Here is a 21,973-nt window from a genome sequence, read left to right as displayed (position 1 = left end):
TCACTCGAACACTTTTGCCCTTTGCTCGAAAAGATCGGAAACCGCGCATCGTATGGCCTCGTCGATCGGCCCTTCTTTTCGATAGGGGTGCATTCCCCTGGCCATGATCTCCACCTCGGCCCGCTCCCCGAAACCCGATGTCACCACGATGTCAGCGCCTGAGAGCATGGAGACCATCCGTTCTATCTTGGTGCGGTGCTTCTCACCGAACATCGATTCATCTAAAAAGGGGTCAGTGAGAACCGTTCCAGCCGACGTTATCTTGCCTTCTTCCACATCATAAAGGCGGAACTCCTTCGTATGACCGAAATGCAGGTCCACGTCAATACCGTTCGAGGAGGCCACGGCCACCCTGTACTTGGTGCGTCCTTCCATCTGGATGCCTACGGGTCCACCCTCCGGTGACTCCCTGGCGCCACATGTGATGTGGGCAAACTCCGCCGAACGGTCCTGGTCCAATAGCCCGATGGCATCTGCCCGGCAAAACCGACAATGCCTCATCTGACGAATGTCGACCTCGCACAGGTCCTGTAAACTCTTGCGTTGCTCTGGTGTCGGAGCAGGCATCTTCTCGAATTTGGTTCCAGGCACTGGGATGAGTGGAATTATGTTAACGATGTAAGCCCCCAGTTCCTTCACCTTCTTGGCCACCTCGGGTATGTGATCGGCGTTGATGGTGGGCACCATGACGATGTTGGCCTTAACTAGTATGCCCGCATCGGTGCACATCTTGATACCTTCGAGCTGATTGGCCAACAATCTCTCCGCTGCCTCTCGGCCTCGTAGAACTTTGCCATCCCAGATGACGAAATCGTATATCTTTTCTCCCACGTCCAGATCCACGGCGTTGATGGTGACGGTCACGAACTTTACTCCCAGTTTCTTCAATCTCTCCACCGATTTGGGGAGATTTAGTCCGTTGGTGCTAAGGCACAATGTCAGCTCAGGGAACTCCTTCTTGACCATCTCCAAGGTGGTGAAGGTCTCTTCGTTAGCTAGCGGGTCGCCCGGACCGGCGATTCCAATGACGCTCAAACTAGGGATCTTTTCCTTGACCAATCTGATCTTAAGAATTGCTTCCTCCGGAGAAAGTATCTCGCTTGTGACCCCGGGACGCGATTCGTTCATGCAATCATATTTTCGGTTACAGTAATTACACTGGATATTACACCGGGGAGCTATCGGGAGGTGCATTCTGGCAAAGGTCTTGTGGGCTTTTTCATTGTAACAGGGATGGCTGCCAAGCATCTCTTTCACATGCAATGACATTTCGCTCATGTAAACACCTCGATCCTACGCAATCCATACATCAGCTTTTGAATATCCAGCATATCGTTATTATAGATTGTCCCGGGATTTGGCCCTGCTACAAAAATTGTATATTTCAGCCAGTGGATAGAAAGAAAGTACAGAATGAGCGACATATTCAACGAGCGGGCGATGCAGCGAATGTTCATCAATATGAACCAGCACGTGCCCACTAAACGAAGGTCCTTGGCAGTATTGCTTGAGGAGAAAGATCCAATTTATCAGGGAAAGGACGGCCATACCTATCACATCAAGAGAACCGAGCTTGAATTGTTGGCCAGGTTTTTAGACGAGGATGATCTTTCCCGATTAAAATTACCCATTTTTCTTATGACCGACCCCACCTATGGTGATGGTTACTGGAAGATAATAGGTAAGATCGAGGTAAAAGTACTATCCAAGTTCATTGATCGGGAGCCGGAGAAGGAGGATGAGATGCGCATTTTCTACCCGCATCTCAAGGAGATAAGAGATAAATTTCCTACTGCCACCAACACCATCTTCTCCTATTGATGAACTTCATAAGATTTTTTAGAGCTTTCGCTGCTCAATATTATCATCTAAAATACGCAACCATCTTCTACGTGATCTTGATCATAAATATTGATAATATATTTGATATTTTCACAAAGCTCACGCTGATAAAAATATTACAATACTAAAACGCAACGATTTCCACCTGATCCTATTAGAAATAAGAAATTTTATTGGAAGAGGTTACACACGCAACCCGTTTAACGGTTAAGCCAAAGCTTACAATTAATGTAAGTAGTCAGTGCCACAGCGGCGAAAGACGTTAGTAACCGCGGACTGAACATCTCGGTTGCCCTCGATGCGTACATCCCGGTCCTATCAAGCTCATCAATTATGAGCGTCCTAAGATGCCTCTTTTTCAAGGTGGCTTCGAGCTTAGATGCTTTCAGCTCTTATCCAGTAGTGCGTGGCTGCTCAGCATGCCCTGTCGGACAACTGATTGACTAGAGGCACCGAACCCCCGTTCCTCTCGTACTCAAGGGTCCTTCTCGTCAGGCATCAATACACTTCCACCAAAAAGCAACAAACCTGTCTCACGACGGTCTAAACCCAGCTCACGATCCCTTTTAATGGGCGAACAACCCCACCCTTGGCAGCTGCTGCACCGCCAGGATAGGGAGAGCCGACAGCGAAGTAGCAAGCCGCCAGGTCGATATGAACTCTTGCTGGCGACAACTCAATTATCCCCAGGGTAACTTTTCTGTCATCAATCACCCCCATTCAGAAGGTTGATTGGTTCGCTAGGCCCTACTTTCGTATCGCCGATCCTTGTTATCCGGATCCGCGTCAAGCCAGCTTTTACCCTTGCATTCACCGGCAGATTTCTGACCTGCCTGAGCTGACCATTGGGCGCGCTTGTTATTTTTTCGAGCGCGTGGCGCCCCACCCAAACTGCCTACCTATTGGTGTCTTTCTAACGAAGTGAGTGGTACGAAGTCTGAAGGGCGGTGTTTCATCGTTGACTCGGAGAATACCTAGCGGCATTTCCTGGGTAACGTCTCCCGCCTACCCTACACATCAAAATTCATATCACAACAACAGGTTGCAGTAAAGCTCCATGGGGTCTTCGCTTTCAGGTGGAAGATACTGGACTGTGCGCCAGTACTGTTAGTTTCACCGGCTTCGATGCGGGGACAGTAGAACTCTCGTTGGGCCTTCATGCAAGTCGCCAATTAAGCGACAAGGTATTACGCTACCTTAAGAGGGTCATAGTTACCCCCGCCGTTTAACGGTCCTTCGTTCGGTTGAACCCGAGTTTCAGATACCGTCACTGGGCAGGCTTCGACCGCTATACACATCCTTTCGGACTTGCAGCGATCTGTGTTTTTATTAAACAGTCGGAGTTCCCTTGTCACTGCGACCAGCCACTCTCATGGCTGGCACCCCTTATCCCGAAGTTACGGGGCTAATTTGCCGAGTTCCCTCGCATCGATTAGGCCGACACGCCTTAGACTTTTCATCTAGGGGCACCTGTGTCGGTTCTTGGTACGAACGCATCAGGTGTAAGTCATCCAATTTTCACGGACACCAGGAATGAACAGAAGAGGACTTTCGTCCTCCTACTCGCGCTTTCACCGGGTTCACACCATTACGGTTCTTCCCCAGTTTATACACTTGAACAACCAGACAAGATTGCTCTATTTATCCCGATGTGTCAAGAATGACGCAAAATCTGACACGGCACAGGAATATTAACCTGTTTCCCTTTCACTATTTCCGATTAAGTAATAGTTTAGGATCGGCTAACCCTCGGCTGACGAACATTGCCGAGGAACCCTGGCCCCTACGGCGGAATGGATTCTCACCATTCTTTGCTGCTACTCCTACCATGATCCTTATACGAACGCGGTCCACCAGACCTCACGGCCTAGCTTCTACCCACGCACGTCACCTCCTTACCAGATCACCTTGCGGTGCTCAATAATATCGGTGTTCGGTTTAGCCCCGTCCATTTTCGGGGCCTATAATCTCGACTGGTGAGCTGTTACGCTTTCTTTTAAGGATGGCTGCTTCTAAGCTCACCTCCCAGTTGTCTTGGACTACAGACGCCCTTTGTTGTTACACTTAACCGAAACTTGGGGACCTTAATTATTGGCTGGGTTTATTCCCTGATGGACATCAAGATTACCCCGGATGCCCTCACTCCCGGCTTCTACGGTGATCACATGTTCGGAGTTTGACAGGGGGCCGAGGAATTTCTTCCCCTAAGCCCCCGATCAGTGCTCTACCACACGATCTACCTCCACCGAGGTCTAACTGCGATTAGTTTCAGGAGGAACCAGCTATTTCCAGCTTTGATTGACCTTTCATCCCTATACCCAGGTTATCCGAAAGATTTGCACATCATTACCGGTTCGGTCCTCCACCTTCCTTTCGAAAGGCTTCAACCTACCCAGGTATAGATCAACTGGCTTCGGGTATCCCTCCAATGACTCCAGGCGAGCACACCTCGTCCCTCACCTTGCGGTTGCGGACTTGTTGGTTTCCCTTCGGCTCCGAGGATGAACCTCTTAGCCTCGCCATTGAATAGAACTCCATGGCCCGTTTTTCGAAACGGACGTATGAACACTGGTTTCCCTTTCATGCCCATACAATTTATAGCCGCCTGGTTTCAGGCTCTTTGAACCTCCCGTTAAGGGTACTTTTCAGCTTTCACTCACGCTACTATTGCGCTATCGGTCTCGGGGTGTATTTAGGGTTGGAAATGAATGTTTCCCAAATTCACGCGCGATATCCAACGCACGTTACTCAGGGACACCAGAACTCATCCTCTTGATTTGTCCATACGGGACTTTCACCCTCTATGGTACTGCGTTCCAGCAGATCTCTGGTTGGTCTTAAGGATGTAACTGGGCCCATAACTCCACATCTCCCCGTCATTACTGATAGGGATTCGGTTTGCCCTGTACCGTTTTCGATCGCCTTTACTCACGGTATCTCGATTGATTTCTTTTCCTGCGGGTACTAGGATGTTTCGATCCCCCGCGTTCCCGATCCTTACGGATCATTCCTTAGAATACGAAGTCGCATTAGGTAATCGTCGGATCATAGGCTCCTTGCACCTACCCGACGCATATCGCAGCTTGGCACGACCTTCTTCGGCACCCGAACCGAGCCATTCCCCAGGCGGCGTAGCAACGCCGCTTGTTGCACTGTCGGCTTAACAAACGTCCAGGTTGCGTATGATTGGTATCAACGAACGCTAGGACCTCTTCCAATTTTCCCGAACGTTCTCCTCCGCTTCCCCGATAAGAATTACTTACCGGGTGCATGAACACAATCACGTCATTTCAGCACATGGCTGAAACGTGGTGAGTCCCCCAATAATTGAGGGTGTATTTAAGCATTACCCTGTGTACGGATATGCTTCAAACTCGCCTACTTCGCGAGTGAAACCGCCTACCACACTTCCATTATATAACGGTTTCTTATTGCAGCCAGTATTAGGTGGCTACCATTTCTCTCACCGTTATTCTATTATTAGAGTATGCTTACTCATAAGGTTTGCTAAATCTCTGCTATATTATATGTATATTCAAAGCTCAACCCTTGATAAAAGACCATTTTGAGATCAAGTTCACTAGTTCACCGATCGACCTTCCAACGACAACTCCGGATTCCTCCAGCACCTTGATCTTATCCCTGGCGGACCCTTTTCCATGGGTGATTATGGCCCCCGCGTGGCCCATTCGTTGCGAGGGTGGGGCAGAAACACCGGCAACGTAAGCGAAGATGTTACTAGCACCAAGCTTTTTAACCAATATTGATGCCTCTTCTTCCATCTGCCCACCTATCTCTCCGATCATTACGATCCCGACCGGGTTTCTCTCCAATACCATCTCCACCGCTTCCTTCATATCGGTTCCCAGGAGCCGGTCGCCTCCCAACCCCATGACCACATCCTGACCCAGTCCAGCATTGCTCAATGCTTGCACGACCTCATATGTTAAAGTGCCACTTCGAGAGATGATCGCAAGGCCTCCGCTCAGGAAGATTCTGTTGGGCATGATGCCGACCTTACTTTTTCCAACCAGGCATAACCCTGGGCAATTCGGACCCAGAATAGCCACATTATGCCGCCTGGCCAAGGCCAAGAAATCCATTGAATCGTGAATTGGTGATCTTTCCGTGATCACCACCATGGCCTCCAGACCGGCCTCGATCCCCTCCACGACCGCTTCCTTGAGATGAGTGGAAGGAACAAAAACTACACTAGCTGTCGCCTCGGTACTTTTTATTGCCTTGGCTACGGAATTGAACACCGGGACCCCATTAACTGACCTTCCCCCTTTTCCAGGAGTGACCCCGGCAACAACATCGGTGCCATATTCCAACATCTGTTGTGTGTGATGAAAACCCTGCTGACCAGTGATCCCTTGCACTATTATCTTGTGCGCGTTCAACAGGGCCGAACCATTCATCCTTTCACCTTCACCGATTGCATACAGGCTTCTTCTAGATCCAGTTGCACGTTGAAACCGGCTAAACAAAGAATTTTTACCGCGTCCTCCTCGTTGTTGCCGCGCAAGCGGACCACGGTCCTAGCCTTGACGTTCCTATCGATAACGGTCATCATTAGAGCCTCGGCCACGCTATCGCACTTGGTAATGCCGCCGAAGATGCATACTAAGATGGAACGTATCCTTCCGCGGGCGAGATCATATGATAGAAGACCCAAGGCCTCAGATATCCTTGCGGGATCATCGGTCCCGCCTAGATCGAGGAACGTCCCGCCATGCCCCCCAAATCGCTGCAGTGTGTCCAATACCGCCATGGTCAACCCTGCACCATTAGCTAGAACGCCAATGTCCCCCGGGAGCTCCACTAATTGAAAGCCTTTATCCTTAGCTAGTCTCTCCAGTTCCGTAAAATCGCGACTCGCTTTGACGGCCATATTTGGATGTCTGAACAGCGCCTCATCATCGATAGACACTTTGGCGTCTGCTGCTATTGCCTTACCAGATTCGGTGATCATTAGAGGATTGATCTCAACCAGTTCGCAGTCCATCTGACGAAAAATCCTCCACATCGAAGTTATTGTCGAACGTACCTCCATAGACCCTGGACCATTCCGGACCAGGAAGTGAGAGGCTTGTTCTAGGACTGAAAAGGGCATCGATTCCATGGGATCTAGGCTCCAACGCTTGATTGTTTTTGCCGGCATTCCTTCAACGTCCATGCCACCGGCGCATCCAGCAAGTAGTACTGGGCATCTAGTGATCTGATCTATCGCGATGGCCAGATACATCTCCTTGGCGGCATCGATCATCTCCTCCAGCAGCACGGCGTGAACCTTCATTCCAGCGACTTGCATGTTCAGTATTCGCTCGCTCCATTCGAGGGCTTCCTCTCGCGACAGGGCGGTACGTATCCCACCCGCCTTGCCACGGCCCCCTTGGCTGGTCTGGGCCTTAACCATCAATGGAAATCTCAGATTGGCAAGCGATCCCTCGATCCCTTCTAGGTCGTGAAAGACCAGACCGTGCGGAGTTGAGATCCCGTATTTTCGAAAAAGATACTTCGCTTCGGACTCTAATAGGTTCATCCCGCCCCCTTTCCCAATATGGTCCTAATACCTATTATTGACTTGTTCGATCAGTGGTTATTATTTAAATAAATATACGCGTTCAAAAGTTTATATAATACCACCTTTTATCGAAAGTTGATGGTTGTCCGATGCCTAGCTGGGATGGACTTCGATTCCAATATCTATCTTCTAACCGGTGAGGATCCTATCCTCGTAGACACCGGCACCGGCATGCACCATCGAGACGTAATGAAATGGTTGTCCTACACTGTTCAGCAGAACAAAGTAAGACGAATTGTCCTGACGCACCGCCATTACGACCATACAGGTGGTGCTGCCGATTTGGCCGATGAGCTGGGCGCTGAAGTACTAGTGCATTCCGAAGACGCCTGCCCCATCAGGGAGGGCGATGGCCAACAAACCCTTGCCTCGATGTTCGGTGTGGCCGGGAAACCGGTAGAGGTCACAGAACTTCACGGTGGAGAACTTCTAAGCACTGGTAGTTCAGAGTTCGAGGTTCTTTCCACCCCTGGCCATACTGCTGGAGGAATCTGCCTCTGGGAAAAAGAAAAAGCTATACTGATATCCGGCGACACGGTCTTCGTAGGAGGGGTCGGACGGTGGGACCTGCCAAGCGGTAATTTCGAACAGCTTGTGGGTTCGGTCAAAAAGCTTTTATCGTTGATTCCGCAGGAGATATATCCAGGACATGGCGATTTCTGCCAGAGTCGAGCGAGTGAAACCATTTTGGAAGCGTTAAATTATTTGGGAGAGTCTTGAATGGACATAATAAAATGCAAGGATGCAAAATGTGCCGAATGCAGCGTATCCAAGCATGACCTAGAGAATGTGCTCTCGATGCTCAGATTCGGACGATTGGTGGTATATCCCACCGAGACGCTCTATGGCTTGGGTGCCGATCCTTTCGATGAGACTGCGGTCAAGAGGGTCTTCATTGCCAAGAGACGTCCGTTCGACATGCCATTATCCTTGGCGGTCAACAATATGACCATGGCCGAAGAGGTGGCTGAGCTGGACGAGAACGCACACCGTCTGGCAAAGGCGTTCCTGCCTGGACCCCTTACCCTTCTGTTGAAGAAGAAACCGATCTTGCCAGATATCATCACTGCGTCATTTCAAGAGGTCGGCATCAGGATACCGGACCATCCCTTCGCCCTGCGTCTGATCGACGAGTTCGGACCTATCATATCTACCAGTGCGAACATGCATTCACACCCAAATCCGACCGATGTAGAGACCGCTATAGCCGACCTAGGTGAGAGCGTGGCTACATATGTGGACTGCGGGCCTTGCAAGATAGGGAAGGCATCCACCATCGTCCAGATTATCGACGGGACCGTAGAGATCATCCGATATGGCGCCATTTCTAAAGAGAAGATCGAAGATGTACTTGTTAGATGATCACGCCCTGGAATGCATTCGTAAGGCTGGGCGATTGTCGGCCGAAGCCAGGGAGCTAGGGAGGTCCATGGTGGCCAACGGAGTGAAGCTCCGTGATGTGGCCGAACGCATGGAATTCCACATAATGGATCATGGAGGTAGCCCAGCGTTCCCGGTCAATATCAGCTTGAACGACACTGCGGCACACTTTACCCCGAATTCAGCTGACTGCATAGCGTTCGATAATGGCGACCTTGTCAAATTGGATGTGGGGGCACAGGTCGATGGATATCTTGGTGACACGGCAACCACTGTGGAAGTGGGTACTCGTAACTGGCAACAACTTATCATGGCCTCCGAAAGGGGACTTGAACTGGCCATGGAGATGGCCAAGGATGGCATCTCCGTCGGCACTATCGGCGGGGTAATCGAACGCAGCATTAAAGAGACCGGGTATCGACCCGTGGTCAACCTTAGTGGACATGAGATGAAGAGGTATAATCTCCACGCGGGGCTATCAGTGCCCAATATCGACGATGGATCTCTGACCAAGGTTAGAGAGAACATGTTATTGGCCATCGAACCTTTTGCCACCGATGGTCAGGGACAGGTGTCCAACGGTAAATCGGGTAACATCTACCGGGTGCTGCGTGACCGACCATTACGTGACGAAGATGCTAAAAAGTTCTTCGATAGGATCAAGGAGGAGTTCACCACACTACCGTTCTGTGAACGCTGGTGCGATCGCTTCGAGAACAACTCCGCCCATTTGCTCAAAGTACTGCACCGCCATGGGGTCATCTCCACATATCCAGTCCTTATCGAGATCCAGAACGGCATGGTCTCACAGACCGAACATACCGTATTGGTAGGGAATGGCCGAACCGAGATCACCACGGCGTAGCCTCGAATACATTTATTAAGGTCGGCACTTTTATCCGGCCTCACCGCGAGGGTAGCCAAGCTCGGTCAATGGCGCCATTTGCGCCGACCAAAGGCGACAGACTCAAGATCTGTTCCTGCAGAGGTTCGCCGGTTCGAATCCGGTCCCTCGCACCATTTTTTTCTATTGTCGATCAGAATGTCCAATTGGAATCGATGGCCGCAAGTCCTCCCGTGTGTTCAGGGGTAGAACGGTAGTCGATGCTTGTGTATACCGTCCCGTAAGCCGAGATGATCAATTCGCTCAGCAACGGATTCATACCCGGTACGTTGACAGCCTATCTAGTGGAGCCGTCCGGGTTGAGGGACAGTATTGAGTTCGAAGAGGGAAATAGTCTCAAGGTCCCATCGGGGGCCAATCCGATTCTGGAACCATATCGGTAGTGTTCCAAAGGTCTGCTTCACAGTACAGTTTCATTCGGTTCAATGACATCGATCCTAGATAGAAGGGCGATGTAGATAGTGCCGCTCGCCCCGATTACTGGCCAGCTCCCCCGATCACCCATATACGTCATCGATATGATGTCCCAGCCCCCATTTTCCGGATCAGCCTTAAGATAGGCGTTCCTTTGTTGACCGCCATTTGTCAATGGGTAAATGGGCGTTTCCGCCGAAAGCAGAGGTATGATACTGGTAAAAAGAGCATAGCCAGCACCAAAAACGTCAAGGCAGCATAGGCCCCCATGGATCTTATTGTCCCCCACCTTTTCCTTTTATAGGACCATGAGATGATTTAATAATTTCTCGGTCGATCTTTGATCTTAAAATTCTCGTTCTATAGCATCTTCCAAGGAAGCCGTTTTATGGGATGAGGGACTTTGAGAATTTAAATTCCGAATTAACTGGTGAGATAAATGACCCGGGAAGAAGACCCACTTATGGACATCAACAAGAAGAGATGGAACGAGAAGGTCGATGCCAACCTTAAATCCCCGATCTATGATGTGGACGGATTTCTATCGGGAGCCTCATCCCTTCTACCGATTGAGGTCCGAGAGGTGGGCGATGTCGCTGGAAAGGATCTTCTGCATCTGCAATGTCATTTCGGAATGGACTCCATCTCCTGGGCCGGGGAAGGGGCCCGGGTCACGGGGGTGGATTTCTCCCCTGAAGCTATCAAGAAGGCTCGGGAACTGAGCGCTGAGATCGGCATACCGGCGACGTTCATCGAAAGCAACATCTACGACCTGGAGCGCAACCTCGAAGGGCAGTTCGATATTATCTTCACCAGTTATGGGGCAATATGCTGGCTTCCGGATCTGGATGATTGGGCACGTCTGATCGTCAAATACCTGCGGCCGGGCGGGTTCTTCTACATTGTAGATATCCATCCCTTCGGTAACATCATCGATGAGAACTGCAGGGAGCACTTCAAAGCTGGGTACCCGTATTTCTCTAAGAACCCGCTCATGTTCGACGACGATGTCCCCATAATCGATTCGGGCCACGAGTTCAAGAACAAGAGGCGTTACGAATGGATGCACCCCGTCTCAGAGATAATCAATGCACTGGTTGACGAGGGTCTGATCATCGACTTCATGCATGAGTTCCCCTGTTGCTTCTTCCCCATGCACCCCGCCATGGAGCTGAGGGAGGACGGTTACTGGTATCTGCCGGAGAAGGATTTCAACGTACCTATGTTGTTCTCGTTGAAGGCAAGTAAGATGTAAGTGAGCTGTACCCCGTTCGGTTTGAAGAAAAAAATTGAATGCGGGGCAGAGCCCCTGAAGGTTTACAACAGGCCCCAGATACCAACGATGATGGCGATGATCCCGATTATGGTCTGGAATCCACCCAAGAACTTGGCTAGCCTTTCCAGGGACCTGCCCAAGGCAGGAATGCTGGGAAGAATTCCCATGGCCAGGACCAAGCCGGCGATCAGTGCCACGATCCCCTGCAGCTCCGAGCCATCCCACAATGCAACAATACCAAGTATGATGGCGATCACACCAATTATTGCCTGGAACCTACCCAACCATTTAGCCAGTTGGACCAAGTATTTACCAAGTGCTGGTATCAATTCTAAAAAGGCAATCGCTAGTACCAACCCTGCCAATACATTGACAAGCGCAATCCAATTCATGATTTTTACTCCTAAATAATTGGTTTAAAATTAATTAGAATCATACTAATATCTTTCTGGACGTGCTTTTTACAATCTGAATAGAATAATATACTATTTTCTATTATTATCGTCGATAATTTGACGTTCTCATCAATTTATAGATAATTCGATCGGTAACGAACCATATTAGGTCCGGCGCCATGAATTTATATCCTTGGGGACTCTGTCCCGTTTATAACACAGGTCCTTTGCCACGGTGGTAAGGAACCGAACATGGAGGGTTCAACATGGTTGAGAAAGGAGCTACTGAAAAAAAGGCAAAGAGTGGCAAGAACAAGGGATCGGAGGCGGTGCCTGAATTGGAAAGAACTAAGGAGCCGACGTTGTTCGACAAGAACCCGATCCGTACACTGATGTTCAAAGATCTCATGTTCAAAGATATCATAGAAGGTCTGAGAACCGAGCAGGTTTCCAAGGAAGATATGGACGAGGTGCTCTTCCTGACCGTAACGAACGCCGTGCTGGAAAGGGTTGGTATGAACCTGCCCGAGGAAATTCTAAACATCTTCCAAGAGAATCTGGACGATTATCTGGCCATAGCCGTGGTCAATAAAGAGTATGACATCGATCTTCTTGCACTTTTCCGAGATCAGTTCCTAGAGGCCAAGGGGGATAATTTCGACGACGAGCGGGCCTTGATGGAAACACTTACCGAATTCGAAGATACTTGGTGGGGTTCAAAGAAAGATTTCTTGAGGAACCAGTCGCCCAACGAACTTATGGACGAGGCCAAAGCTCACATCGAGGGAATCCTACATAGCGACGATGATGAATGTAACTGTGCCGAATGCGGAGATGAAGAATACTGGGGGGCACGGTCATACATCATCCGGGACATGTGGTACGGCCCCATGTCTGAGAGCGTGATGAAGGAATCCATACCCACACCGCAGAGGAGGGAACGACTCTTCATGTCCTTGACCAACGCCCTGCTGGACCTGATATTGGATGTGATACCAGATTTCATGGGTGAGGACCTGTGTAAAAGCTTGAACCACAACCTGGAACTTGCTTTGGTCAATAAAGAGGCCAATGTGGATGTCCTTGAGATCTTCCAGGCAGACCTGGTAGAGTTCGAGGAAAAATGGTGGGGGACCGGCATGAAAGAGCTTGATGGAAAGAGCCCGGACGAGGCCATGCAGGCCATGGCCCGAAAATACGGTATCTGAAGGTCTAAGGATGTCCGGTCGCCTTTGGGGGACCTCGGCCCCGGCCAAGGTAATACTGCTGGGAGAGCACGCCGTGGTGTACGGCCAACCGGCCGCCTCCGTGGCCATCGATCTTCGCATGCGCTGCAGGATCAGGTCGGCATCGATATCCAGTTTGAACGGTATGCCCCTGACCGCGCATAACTATTCCTACGTATCGGCTTGCCTGGCCAAGCATGATGCAGGTCCCACGGCCGTGGCCACGGATTCGGATTTCCCCTCCGGTTCTGGTCTGGGGTCTTCCGCCGCGGTGACGGTGGCCTTATTGGCGGCGTTGGCCCGTTCAAAGGGTAACTGGGACGAGGAGACCGTGGCCAGAGAGGCGTTCGAAGTAGAGAGCGAGGTCCAGGGAAGGGCCAGCCCCATAGATACCTCCACATGTGCCCACGGACATGGAATACTCATCACCAGTGAGCGACGCGATCACCTCCTTTGGGAGATGTCCTGTGACACCAGAAGATGGTGCGTTCACGATCTTAAAGTTCCAAATATGACATTGGTCATCGGATTCACCGGCCGTTCGGCGCCAACTGGCCCCATGGTGGCCAAGGTTAAGAGATACGTCGACCACAGCACCTTTGCCCGGGAGGTGATCGAGGATATTGGTCAGATGACCCTTGAGGGGGTGAAGCAAATGGCCAAAGGCGATCTGGAATCGTTGGGACGGACGATGACCAGGGACCACAAACTTTTAGCAATTCTCGGAGTGTCGTCCCCCGAATTAGATAAAATGGTCTCCGCGACCTTACCATATTCGTATGGAGCCAAGCTAACCGGTGCTGGGGGAGGAGGTAGCATGATCGCCTTGACCGATAGGCCGGAAAAGGTAATGGAGATCATCAGGAGCAAGGGCGGGAAGCCCTACACCGTCGTCACCGACGTGCCAGGTGTTAAGAACGAATAAATAAAAAGTAAAGGGGAAATGGTTTAGATCAGATCCTCGAACTCTTTGACCAGTTCCGGGTGGCGCTCCTTGATGGCGATGAGGATATTATGCACCGACATCTTGTCCACCTTGGCAGTAGCCAGCGTTTCAATGACCCCATCCAGTGTTTTGTCGGAAAGGGTCAGGAACTTCTCCTTGGCCATCCAGTTGCGCCACAGTCGATCTTCCAGGTCATTGCGCCACAGTACGTCATAGGGCATCAGCGCCTTCTCGCTGAAGTCTCCGGCCTCGACACATTCACCCAGGACGTTACCCGCATGCATGCCGGCCAGCAGACCGTTGGCGATGCCACCCCCAGTAATAGGGTCGATGATACGGGCAGAGTCCCCGACCAGGATAAGTCCGTTCATGACGGAGCGTTCCACAGGCGGGGATACCGAGACACCCCCGGCGATAGCCTCCAGAGGCTGTCCGCAGCTCAGACGTGGGTCCTTTTTGATCCAGGCGTCCAGGTAGGCCTTGACCTCCCCTGGCCTCTTTAGCATGGAGGCTAGCACGCCTATGCCGACGTTAGCGGTGTCGTCGCCCTTGGGGAATACCCAGACGTAACCTCCGGGAGCGACCGAACCGATAACGAACTCACAGTAATCTGGCTCGGTCTTAAGATTGGCCATGCGATACTGGTAACAGGTGGTTATATCTCCCGCCTTCAGGGAGGTGTCGATCCCGGCCCATCGGGCTACCTGGGACTCGAAACCATCGGCAGCGACCACGCAGCCGGCGGTGAGCTTTATAGGCTCGCCTTCGCGCATAGCCTTTACTCCTACCACCTTGTCGCCATCCTTGATCACGTCCACGGCCGAGGTCTTGAGCCATATCTCCGCTCCGGCTCGGGCGGCATCAGCGGCCATGGCCTTATCGAAGAGGTGTCTCTCGAGCACCATGCCCACCTCGTTGCCGGCCTGTCTCTCATCGATGCGGAACACATGCCCACCTGGAGATACCAGTTTGGCACCGGAAACATCCGTGGAGACCCAGCGGCGGTCCACGGGAACGCCGGCCTTCTCCAGTCCCTTCTTGTTCACGCCCTCGGCGCATCTTAGGGAAGCCCCGATCTCTTGGCGCTTCTCGATCATCAGTACCCGAGCGCCCTTTTTGGCCGCGTGTTTAGCGGTCATACTGCCAGCTGGGCCAGCGCCTACGACCACGACATCGTAATCGGTCTTCATTTCTTAGCCTCCATCCTTAGGGCTCCCACGGGGCAAATGCGGACGCATCTGCCACACTTATTGCAATTCTCATTGAACTCTAGGACTATCTCGTTCAGGAAAATGGCATTCTGAGGGCATGAACCCACACAGGCACCGCAATGCATGCATTTCTCTGTGCTAACGATCATGATCAACACCTCTACGTGTGCTCTGTCCCTCTGGTCCGTCTCCACTCATCGATCGGCACCGAGAACTTCTTCTCCACTTCTTCTCGGAAGGTCGGGCCACCGTTGTAAGCGCAGAACGGTATGATTCGCCCATCTGGCACAGCGTAATGGATGGCACAGCGCTTGACCCTTTCAATATCATAGTTGTACAGGTCCTGGAAATGCATTCCACCAACGAATATCATCTTCCATGAGAACTTAGACAGGGAATCCTTCGACTCGTCACCCATGACCTCGGAGAGCAGTTTGAGGAACGACATTACGTCCAGACCCTCCGGCATCTTATCCTCGTGGATGTACTTCTTGAGCAGAGCGTAGGCCTTCAATTTTGAAGGGAACTTGACCTTGGCCTTCTCTGTCTTTTTTGATAGTTCGAACAGATCCCTGAACAACGGTTCTACATCGACGAAGTGCGTCAGGGGCACCACGTGGTCCTTGTCCTGAACGAACAGGTAGGTCGCCAATCCGCAATGCGGGTGGGTGGTGAAGGTGACCTTCGGTACGCCGAGGATGGCGGAGGCCAAGGTAGAAACAGGCACGACGCTAGGCACAGGGTACCAGTCGTTTTTGACGATCTGTCCCTGGGTTTGTACTTCCAGGTCAATGGCAAGGTCAGTCAGGGTATACCTCTGTTTGACCAGGTCCTCCTTGTTGATCCTCCCGGTGAAGGCTACAGGCTGGAAGTTGATTCCACGGATGACGTCACTATTCTCCAAAGCGAAACGGAATATGGGCCCGATCTGGTCGTCGTTGATCCCCTTTACAATGGTGGGAACCAGGACTATCGACGGGGGTTTTTCCAGCTTTCTAACGTTTTCGATCGCCTTTAGTTTCACATCTAGCAATTTACGGCCTCTTGCAGCGATATATATCTCTTCACGGAGACCGTCGAACTGCAGGTAAATGGTATTCAGACCAGCGTCTACCGCGGTCTTCAACAGTTCGAAGTCCTCCGCGAATTTGATACCGTTTGTCGCCACCTGGATCTGGGCAAAACCCAATTCCTTGGCCTTCGCTATGGCCTCGATGAAGTGAGGGTAGATGGTGGGCTCTCCGCCTGAGAACTGGACCGCTGGGCAGGGAACGGGTCTCTGCTCCCTCAGGGTGCGCAACATCTTCTCTATCTGCTCGATAGTCGGCTCATAAACGTATCCCGCGGCGTTGGCGTTGGCGAAACATATAGGGCACTTCATGTTGCAGCGATTCGTAAGGTCCACGTTGGCCAAAGAGGTGTGGCTTAGATGTAGATTGCATAGACCGCAATCGGTGGGGCAGACCGTGGCATTTTTAATGAACGGATCCTCCACCCCAACACCATCAAAAGCGAACAGCTCTGCTCTTTTGTACATCGCAGCATCGGACCAGTAGATGTCACTGAAATGACCGTGCTCTGGGCAGGTCTTTTCGATCAACACCTTACCGTCCTTTTCGAATATGTCGGCTATGATGATCTTCTTGCACTCTGGACAAAGGGATTGCGTCTGCTTCGGCAGTCCCTTTGGCAATGAACTCTCTTTTGCAATCATTATTGCATCCCGATCATATACTTCGATGTGTCAATATAATGTTTATGTAGCTGTAAACGCTACATATTACGCCATGAATATCATTGACCTTCTTCGGCTGGACATAGAGGACATTGAGAAAGAATATACCCAAATCGCCGCCGCTCTTGGGAATATTGGGTTAAGTAACTATGAATCTCGCATCTACGTTGCACTGATACTCAAAAGTCATGGGACCGCTGAGGACATCGCGGAGTTGGCCATGATACCACGCACCTCCGCATACAAAGCATTACTATCGCTAAGGGAAAAGAAATTCGTGGAGGAGACCGGGGGTCGACCGACCATATATCACCCCGTACCATTGGAGGAGATACGCGCCCGGGCGATGAACGACCTGAATGGCATTTTCAATAAATTGAACACCGTGAAAGGCTTGCTAAGTGAAAGAGGGACCCCGGAACTGGTCTATACCATTCACGGTAAGAAGAAGGTGTTGAGCAAGATCGGGGAGCTGCTCGAATCGTCCAAAAAAACATTCGTGATATCCTCCCCCAAGATGCATGATATCCGAAATGAACTTTCCAACCGATTCAAGGACGCGGTCAAACGGGGTGTGCGTGTGACCATAATCACCGTACCCTCGATCAAAGTACCGGAGGCGACCGAGGTATTCCGCCGAAAGTCGTTGATAGCCACAGATGTCATTTCCGACAGCACCCGGGCCATGATCGCCTCGGACGAGCTGGACCTGTGCGGCTTCTCGGACAATCCGCTCCTAGCCGCCCATTTGGAGAACTTCTTGTACATGGTCAAAGAGGAGAACTAGGCGTAATCTGATTGTAGTTCTGTTCATTTTTATGTCCCTGGGCATTGGCAATGTCGATGCTCGTCCGATACACAGATAGAAAGCTCTCCCGAGACCGCCGAGGGCAATTACCATTCTCCATGATAGCTATCGTATTGGTGGTCCTTTCCAGTTTATCAGCCTTGGCAATGTCAGACCTGAACGATCGGTCGGAGAATGTGGATCTGACTGTGGAAGAGCTGGAGGAGATGAACGATCTCTCCCTATCGGCCAAGGTAAAGATCGACATGTTGGCATTCCAAGCGGTGGTCCGTTCATGTTCTGGCGACACAACGAACGAGTGTAAGATGAGGTCGGGATTCATATCAGAACTGGATAGATCGGCCCATGGAGTGTATCCACAGGAACGGGGCAATTATAGGATCGAGGTAAATATCAGCGATATTCGACTCTCATTCCTCCGCCTTTCCTTGTCTAACTGTGTCGATCTCGGAGAGGGTTGGCAGGGAGAGTTTGTTCCGGCCTATGTCGGTTTGAACGGGAATTTCGAAGTGAAAGTATCGACCAATGATGGTAACCTGACCAGGGTTTTTCCGGCCTCTAATGATGTTAAGGTGCCATGGCCTTTGCTGAAGGATCGTATGGCCGCCTTCGATTCCACGGTCGGCAACGGTCTGGGAGACCTGACCTGTATGGCCCGTGGCATGTTGGATTCTCTGGCCACTTATCGCTCCCTACAGGGTTGGGGCACCGCCTGTTCATCAATAGGCCAGGGGATTGATGATATGGTGACCGAAAGGGATGTGTTGAACGCCCTGAACCTAGGTTTGGTAATATTACAATACCAGATCTTCAGAACAGCTGACCCTTGTTTGGAGATCTTCACCGACCACATGTCCCCCCAAGCGTCCTGGGATCATGTGAGAGGGTATATGGAAATGGGAGGGGCGATCGACCCCGTTGACCTATTCTTAGGATTGTATGGTTGCGACGAGCTTGATTGGGGCGCCGTCTTCTCTCAGACCATATATGCATCCATGGACCGAACGATCTTGAGATGGATGGAATACCTCCAATTGGTCGACGCCGCGAACATATTGGAGGATGTGGAAGAAGCGTTCGAATTCGGTTTGAACGACATCATAGAATGGATCAGTGGTACCGACCTATTGGAGGACCAGTACAAAGATTGGATAAAGGGCAAGTTCGAGATCGCAGGTCTGCCGGACACTCTTTACCGTTACTTGAACGCCGGTATCCCGGATGATCGGATAATCGTTCCCACGCGCAACCTGGAGCTGATCACCGCAGACGGTCAGTCGGTGATACTACCGGTGCAGGGCATGGTTTCGATGGATTTCCCAACTGTGGACGTGCTCGATTGGGATGGATGGGGCGACTTCCGCGAACAATATGAGAAGAGCACCAAGGAGCTGATCGATTCCATGCGGGAGAGATTGATGATCATAGCGGAGAGCGTTTCCCGCAACATGTACCTACCACCGGACAGTCTCATCCTGGACCCGACGGATGGCATGACCTTTCTGGATGAGATCCGTTCCGTACTTCTGGACGCATTGGAGCGAAAGGATGAGTGGCTGAGGCCAGCCATTGGAGCGGGGGAACAACAGGTCGATACGGTCGATCACCTGGCAGAGGCTACCAAATCACTATTCCTTGAAAGGAAGTACGAGATACTGGACCGTGATTCCTCGTTGGATGATGTGGCGAGATCGGTTGCAGGACAGTTGTTGACGGAAATGCGATCGTCGAATCCTGGGCTGGACCTTCCATGGGAAGAGAATTTCCATTCGATCGAACAGGCCATTTTCCTGGATGAAGGCTGGTCGATGATGGATCGTATCGTCGATGCCTATGAACTTAATGCCGCTTCCCTGACGGATAATTTCCTGAACGGGATGAGCTATAGGTCGACAATATCCGGCCATCGGTCCTCCTTTATGGTCGACATCATTGTGGCCATGGGCGACCCATTGATCGGACTGGGAATGATTATCTCGGATGATGTCCGATCACTGATGAACGAGATATCAAAAGGAATGGGGATGAGGGATGATTTCATGGAGGTGCCCATCCCTCGCGATGATCATTTCGATTTGACCGATGAGATGGGGCGTTCTTACCAGGAGACCCTGGATGTGGAAATGGAATATCTATCGTTCGAAGATGTGGGGACCCGACCGACCGTTCTCCTTACCGACCCGGTTTCATACGTCGGCCAGGAAGGATCGTTCCCCCAGTCTCATGACACCAACCTGCTAGAGAAGAAATGGGCCTCGTTCCAGTCAGTCTGGGGACTGGTTTGCTCAGGCAATGTCGGCATCAAACTATCCCCCGGTGGTGATCTCGGGGCGAGCATGCCACTGACCCTCGAGGGACAGGTCCCTCTGACGATTTATCAAACGATCTCCATCCTTTCCGGGCAACCATTGTTAGGTGTGCATTACCAAAATACCAACACGCTCATCGGTGACGTTGCCACGATCTTGGAAAAGATATTCCGGCCGCTATTGGACGGGATCGAAGCGGTGTCCTCTGGGCTGCAAAAGGTATATCGCCTTCTCGAGAACGCGGTGAAACGTCTATTGGACATGGGGACAAAAATTCTTGATGCTCTATCAAATTATCTTCAGGAACTGGTTGAAAAGGTGCAGCAGTTCGTCCGCGCTGTGGTCCTCGGTCCAACGGCCAATGCGGTCGAGGCCGCAGCCGGTCTCTTGGGTGAACGGACATGCCGCCTTAATTTGTTCGGGCTCGACCTGGTCATCAGGACCGATCCCACGGATATGGCCTTCCAAGATGTTAGCATCCCTGCCTCTTTCTCCCTCTCTTATCGAGTGGGGGAATGTTCTATTTCCGTCACCTCCCGTCTGATCAAAGGATCGTTCGGGTTCGGTTTCCTAAGCAACGCCTCCCTGAACGCCGAAGATTGGTCCGTACATATTGTGCTGGACCCGTTCATGGACGTCTTTCGTCACATGGTGGAGGTCAGGGGTATCGTGAGGGGCGCCTGTATTGAGCTGACAATGCCTGAGATCGTTAGCTATCAAGAACTGTCCTTTGCACTTTCGGACATCCCGGGCGTGAGCGCTCTTCTGTCCAACATACCGCTTCCCTTACCAGGATTAAAAGGGAGCGTGGATGCGGGAGTGTATGTGAAAATGCTAGATGGAAGGTGTGACTCACCGGTCATCAACGAGTATGAACTCAATCCAATGGGGGAGGACTACGGGAGAGAATGGGTGGAACTGTACAACCCGACCGATGAGATGATCAATCTAGCAGGATGGACCCTCCAGACATCCCACGGGGCACAGGCATTGGGGTCTATAGGGGATGCGGTCCTCGCCCCCCACGGCCGATTTGTATACTATTTCAAGGGTCAGGCCCTGGACAATCAAGCCAACGGTTTCCCAGCGGAGGAAAGCATCGTCCTTCGGGACCAAAACGGACGAAGGATCGATAGCACTCCGTTCGCCACGGACTATTGGAACGATGAGCGTACCTGGCAGAGAACTCAGGACGGTACCGACCGCTGGGAGTTCCGGGAAGGTACGGAGGGTCGTAGTAACGGCAAGGACCCGTTCACACGCCTCGACCTCACCACGTTTGAACAGGCTTTCGTTTCAGCAGTGACCGAATCGATATCCCAGCTTTCTTCCGGGGAACCGTCCATGGAGACCCTCGCTGATACGCTATCGAGCACCGTTCTGCACATCATAGAACGTTTGGCCGCCGACATATTGGAAAGGGAAGTGGAAATGGGCCTGTTTGTGGAGGTGAGCGTGAACGATTATACATCGGCGATGAAGACGGGACTGCGCATGGACCTTTCAGTGCATTGCGGCACCTTGGGAGAGATGTTGGAACGTCTTGGCCGTTCCACCGCATCTTTGATCCACGGATTCGGGAACCCCTTTCGGGTCGTGGGTATCGAACCCCCATCAAATGATGATATCTGGGTCGGCATATCCACTTTCTGTTCGGTGGGTCTGCCGGATATTGTTTCAGTTCCCGGGTTGAATTTGGAGGTGCAATACGTCACATCCATCCAGGCGAATCTGGCCTCCTTGAACGTATTGTTCGGTGAAAGAAGCGCTGGTTGGGGGTTGCAAGGAGGAGTTGCCATATGCGGAGTCCCCGGTTACGCTCTGCCCATGTTACAGGTGCCATCGACAAGTATGGTTGACATTTGGATATGCAGAGCGAGCGTTCACGAGATGGTCACATGATCGATGATGTCCCGGGAATGATGACGAATGGACTAGAA

Annotated in this window: 16 protein-coding genes, 1 tRNA gene and 1 rRNA gene; 10 read left to right on the top strand and 8 right to left on the bottom strand. The window is 51.4% G+C overall.

Annotated features, from left to right (window positions below):
• Positions 1-1,248 (bottom strand): nitrogenase cofactor biosynthesis protein NifB, encoded by a 1,248-nt coding sequence (gene nifB, locus VMW85_03640; GenBank protein ID HUT27123.1) that lies wholly within the window; start codon positions 1,246-1,248, stop codon positions 1-3.
• Between the two features lie 165 nt (positions 1,249-1,413).
• Here nifB and VMW85_03635 point away from each other — a divergent pair, with 165 nt between their 5' ends.
• Positions 1,414-1,821, top strand: a complete 408-nt coding sequence (locus VMW85_03635) for a DUF61 family protein (GenBank protein HUT27122.1) — start codon at positions 1,414-1,416, stop codon at positions 1,819-1,821.
• A 264-nt stretch (positions 1,822-2,085) separates the two neighbouring features.
• On the opposite strand, the gene VMW85_03630 is transcribed toward VMW85_03635, so the two are convergent.
• From VMW85_03630 to VMW85_03620, 3 genes are all read right to left on the bottom strand, one after another.
• A 23S ribosomal RNA gene (locus VMW85_03630) occupies positions 2,086-4,989 on the bottom strand.
• A gap of 395 nt (positions 4,990-5,384) precedes the next feature.
• The gene (locus VMW85_03625) at positions 5,385-6,263 is read right to left on the bottom strand and encodes a CoA-binding protein (GenBank protein HUT27121.1); all 879 of its coding nucleotides are present in this window, start codon (positions 6,261-6,263) and stop codon (positions 5,385-5,387) included.
• Positions 6,260-7,387: a succinate--CoA ligase subunit beta gene (locus VMW85_03620; GenBank protein ID HUT27120.1), complete on the bottom strand. Its 1,128-nt coding sequence runs from the start codon at positions 7,385-7,387 to the stop codon at positions 6,260-6,262. The genes VMW85_03625 and VMW85_03620 overlap by 4 nt, the downstream gene beginning before the upstream one ends.
• 120 nt (positions 7,388-7,507) lie before the next feature.
• Here VMW85_03620 and VMW85_03615 point away from each other — a divergent pair, with 120 nt between their 5' ends.
• The 5 genes from VMW85_03615 to VMW85_03595 all read left to right on the top strand — a co-directional run bounded on the left by VMW85_03615 (position 7,508) and on the right by VMW85_03595 (position 11,382).
• Positions 7,508-8,149 (top strand): MBL fold metallo-hydrolase, encoded by a 642-nt coding sequence (locus VMW85_03615; protein ID HUT27119.1) that lies wholly within the window; start codon positions 7,508-7,510, stop codon positions 8,147-8,149.
• Positions 8,150-8,791 carry an L-threonylcarbamoyladenylate synthase gene (locus VMW85_03610; GenBank protein HUT27118.1) on the top strand — a complete coding sequence of 214 codons (642 nt, stop codon included), beginning with the start codon at positions 8,150-8,152 and terminating at the stop codon, positions 8,789-8,791.
• Complete coding sequence (gene map / locus VMW85_03605; protein HUT27117.1) at positions 8,745-9,674, top strand: type II methionyl aminopeptidase; 930 nt, start codon at positions 8,745-8,747, stop codon at positions 9,672-9,674. Before VMW85_03610 ends, map begins: the two co-directional genes overlap by 47 nt.
• A 45-nt stretch (positions 9,675-9,719) precedes the next feature.
• Positions 9,720-9,829, top strand: a tRNA-Leu gene (locus tag VMW85_03600).
• Positions 9,830-10,566: 737 nt separating this feature from the next.
• Entirely contained in the window at positions 10,567-11,382 is an 816-nt protein-coding gene (locus VMW85_03595; GenBank protein ID HUT27116.1) for a class I SAM-dependent methyltransferase, read from the top strand.
• A gap of 62 nt (positions 11,383-11,444) precedes the next feature.
• On the opposite strand, the gene VMW85_03590 is transcribed toward VMW85_03595, so the two are convergent.
• Positions 11,445-11,795, bottom strand: a complete 351-nt coding sequence (locus tag VMW85_03590; protein HUT27115.1) for a hypothetical protein — start codon at positions 11,793-11,795, stop codon at positions 11,445-11,447.
• Positions 11,796-12,064: 269 nt separating this feature from the next.
• On the opposite strand from VMW85_03590, the gene VMW85_03585 reads away from it, so the two are divergent.
• Positions 12,065-13,006 carry a hypothetical protein gene (locus VMW85_03585; protein ID HUT27114.1) on the top strand — a complete coding sequence of 314 codons (942 nt, stop codon included), beginning with the start codon at positions 12,065-12,067 and terminating at the stop codon, positions 13,004-13,006.
• 10 nt (positions 13,007-13,016) lie between these two features.
• Positions 13,017-13,949: a mevalonate kinase gene (gene mvk / locus VMW85_03580; protein HUT27113.1), complete on the top strand. Its 933-nt coding sequence runs from the start codon at positions 13,017-13,019 to the stop codon at positions 13,947-13,949.
• Between the two features lie 23 nt (positions 13,950-13,972).
• Here the strand turns inward: mvk and VMW85_03575 are convergent, their stop codons facing one another.
• Genes VMW85_03575 through VMW85_03565 form a run of 3 tightly spaced genes read right to left on the bottom strand, consistent with a single transcriptional unit; the run spans position 13,973 to position 16,895 of the window.
• The gene (locus VMW85_03575; protein HUT27112.1) at positions 13,973-15,160 is read right to left on the bottom strand and encodes an NAD(P)/FAD-dependent oxidoreductase; all 1,188 of its coding nucleotides are present in this window, start codon (positions 15,158-15,160) and stop codon (positions 13,973-13,975) included.
• Positions 15,157-15,330, bottom strand: coding sequence for a 4Fe-4S binding protein (locus VMW85_03570; GenBank protein HUT27111.1), 174 nt, complete (start codon positions 15,328-15,330; stop codon positions 15,157-15,159). The genes VMW85_03575 and VMW85_03570 overlap by 4 nt, the downstream gene beginning before the upstream one ends.
• An 11-nt stretch (positions 15,331-15,341) precedes the next feature.
• The gene (locus tag VMW85_03565; GenBank protein HUT27110.1) at positions 15,342-16,895 is read right to left on the bottom strand and encodes a radical SAM protein; all 1,554 of its coding nucleotides are present in this window, start codon (positions 16,893-16,895) and stop codon (positions 15,342-15,344) included.
• Positions 16,896-16,968: 73 nt separating this feature from the next.
• On the opposite strand from VMW85_03565, the gene VMW85_03560 reads away from it, so the two are divergent.
• Positions 16,969-17,703 (top strand): helix-turn-helix domain-containing protein, encoded by a 735-nt coding sequence (locus VMW85_03560; protein HUT27109.1) that lies wholly within the window; start codon positions 16,969-16,971, stop codon positions 17,701-17,703.
• A 56-nt stretch (positions 17,704-17,759) separates the two neighbouring features.
• Positions 17,760-21,935 (top strand): lamin tail domain-containing protein, encoded by a 4,176-nt coding sequence (locus tag VMW85_03555; protein HUT27108.1) that lies wholly within the window; start codon positions 17,760-17,762, stop codon positions 21,933-21,935.
• Positions 21,936-21,973: the final 38 nt, after the last annotated feature.

The organism is Methanomassiliicoccales archaeon (genome assembly GCA_035527755.1).
Classification (GTDB): domain Archaea; phylum Thermoplasmatota; class Thermoplasmata; order Methanomassiliicoccales; family UBA472; genus UBA472.
This window is presented reverse-complemented; position numbering and strand designations above follow the sequence as displayed.

Coding starts and splice junctions, on each gene's coding strand:
- VMW85_03635 (HUT27122.1), top strand. CDS start 1,414: ATGAGCGACATATTCAACGAGCGGGCGATGCAGCGAATGTTCATCAAT.
- VMW85_03575 (HUT27112.1), bottom strand. CDS start 15,160: ATGAAGACCGATTACGATGTCGTGGTCGTAGGCGCTGGCCCAGCTGGC.
- VMW85_03585 (HUT27114.1), top strand. CDS start 12,065: ATGGTTGAGAAAGGAGCTACTGAAAAAAAGGCAAAGAGTGGCAAGAAC.
- VMW85_03570 (HUT27111.1), bottom strand. CDS start 15,330: ATGATCGTTAGCACAGAGAAATGCATGCATTGCGGTGCCTGTGTGGGT.
- nifB (HUT27123.1), bottom strand. CDS start 1,248: ATGCTTGGCAGCCATCCCTGTTACAATGAAAAAGCCCACAAGACCTTT.
- map (HUT27117.1), top strand. CDS start 8,745: ATGGCGCCATTTCTAAAGAGAAGATCGAAGATGTACTTGTTAGATGAT.
- VMW85_03625 (HUT27121.1), bottom strand. CDS start 6,263: ATGAATGGTTCGGCCCTGTTGAACGCGCACAAGATAATAGTGCAAGGG.
- VMW85_03595 (HUT27116.1), top strand. CDS start 10,567: ATGACCCGGGAAGAAGACCCACTTATGGACATCAACAAGAAGAGATGG.
- VMW85_03555 (HUT27108.1), top strand. CDS start 17,760: ATGCTCGTCCGATACACAGATAGAAAGCTCTCCCGAGACCGCCGAGGG.
- VMW85_03560 (HUT27109.1), top strand. CDS start 16,969: ATGAATATCATTGACCTTCTTCGGCTGGACATAGAGGACATTGAGAAA.
- mvk (HUT27113.1), top strand. CDS start 13,017: ATGTCCGGTCGCCTTTGGGGGACCTCGGCCCCGGCCAAGGTAATACTG.
- VMW85_03610 (HUT27118.1), top strand. CDS start 8,150: ATGGACATAATAAAATGCAAGGATGCAAAATGTGCCGAATGCAGCGTA.
- VMW85_03615 (HUT27119.1), top strand. CDS start 7,508: ATGGTTGTCCGATGCCTAGCTGGGATGGACTTCGATTCCAATATCTAT.
- VMW85_03590 (HUT27115.1), bottom strand. CDS start 11,795: ATGAATTGGATTGCGCTTGTCAATGTATTGGCAGGGTTGGTACTAGCG.
- VMW85_03565 (HUT27110.1), bottom strand. CDS start 16,895: ATGATTGCAAAAGAGAGTTCATTGCCAAAGGGACTGCCGAAGCAGACG.
- VMW85_03620 (HUT27120.1), bottom strand. CDS start 7,387: ATGAACCTATTAGAGTCCGAAGCGAAGTATCTTTTTCGAAAATACGGG.